Annotated in this window: 1 protein-coding gene; it reads left to right on the forward strand. The window is 65.8% G+C overall.

Features of this window, described 5'->3' with window-relative positions:
• A partial coding sequence (locus A3709_RS23685; protein WP_197484172.1) for a hypothetical protein occupies positions 1 to 202 on the forward strand: 202 nt, incomplete at both ends.

Below are 202 nucleotides of genomic sequence, written 5' to 3' on the forward strand. Positions count from 1 at the left end.
GAACGCCGCCCCGAACCCGAGCTCAAGCTGGCCCGGCCGGGGGCGACCCGCTACCGTAGCGAGGTGCAGGTGCATGGTGTCGGTAACCTGCTCAATCACATGGCGGGTTGTTGCAAGCCGCTGCCCGGCGACGCCATTACCGGGTTCATTACCCAGGGTCGCGGCGTCAGTATTCACCGCACGGATTGCGCACGCCTGGTAA

It is taken from the genome of Halioglobus sp. HI00S01 (genome assembly GCF_001635445.1).
In the GTDB taxonomy this organism is placed as follows: domain Bacteria; phylum Pseudomonadota; class Gammaproteobacteria; order Pseudomonadales; family Halieaceae; genus Halioglobus; species Halioglobus japonicus.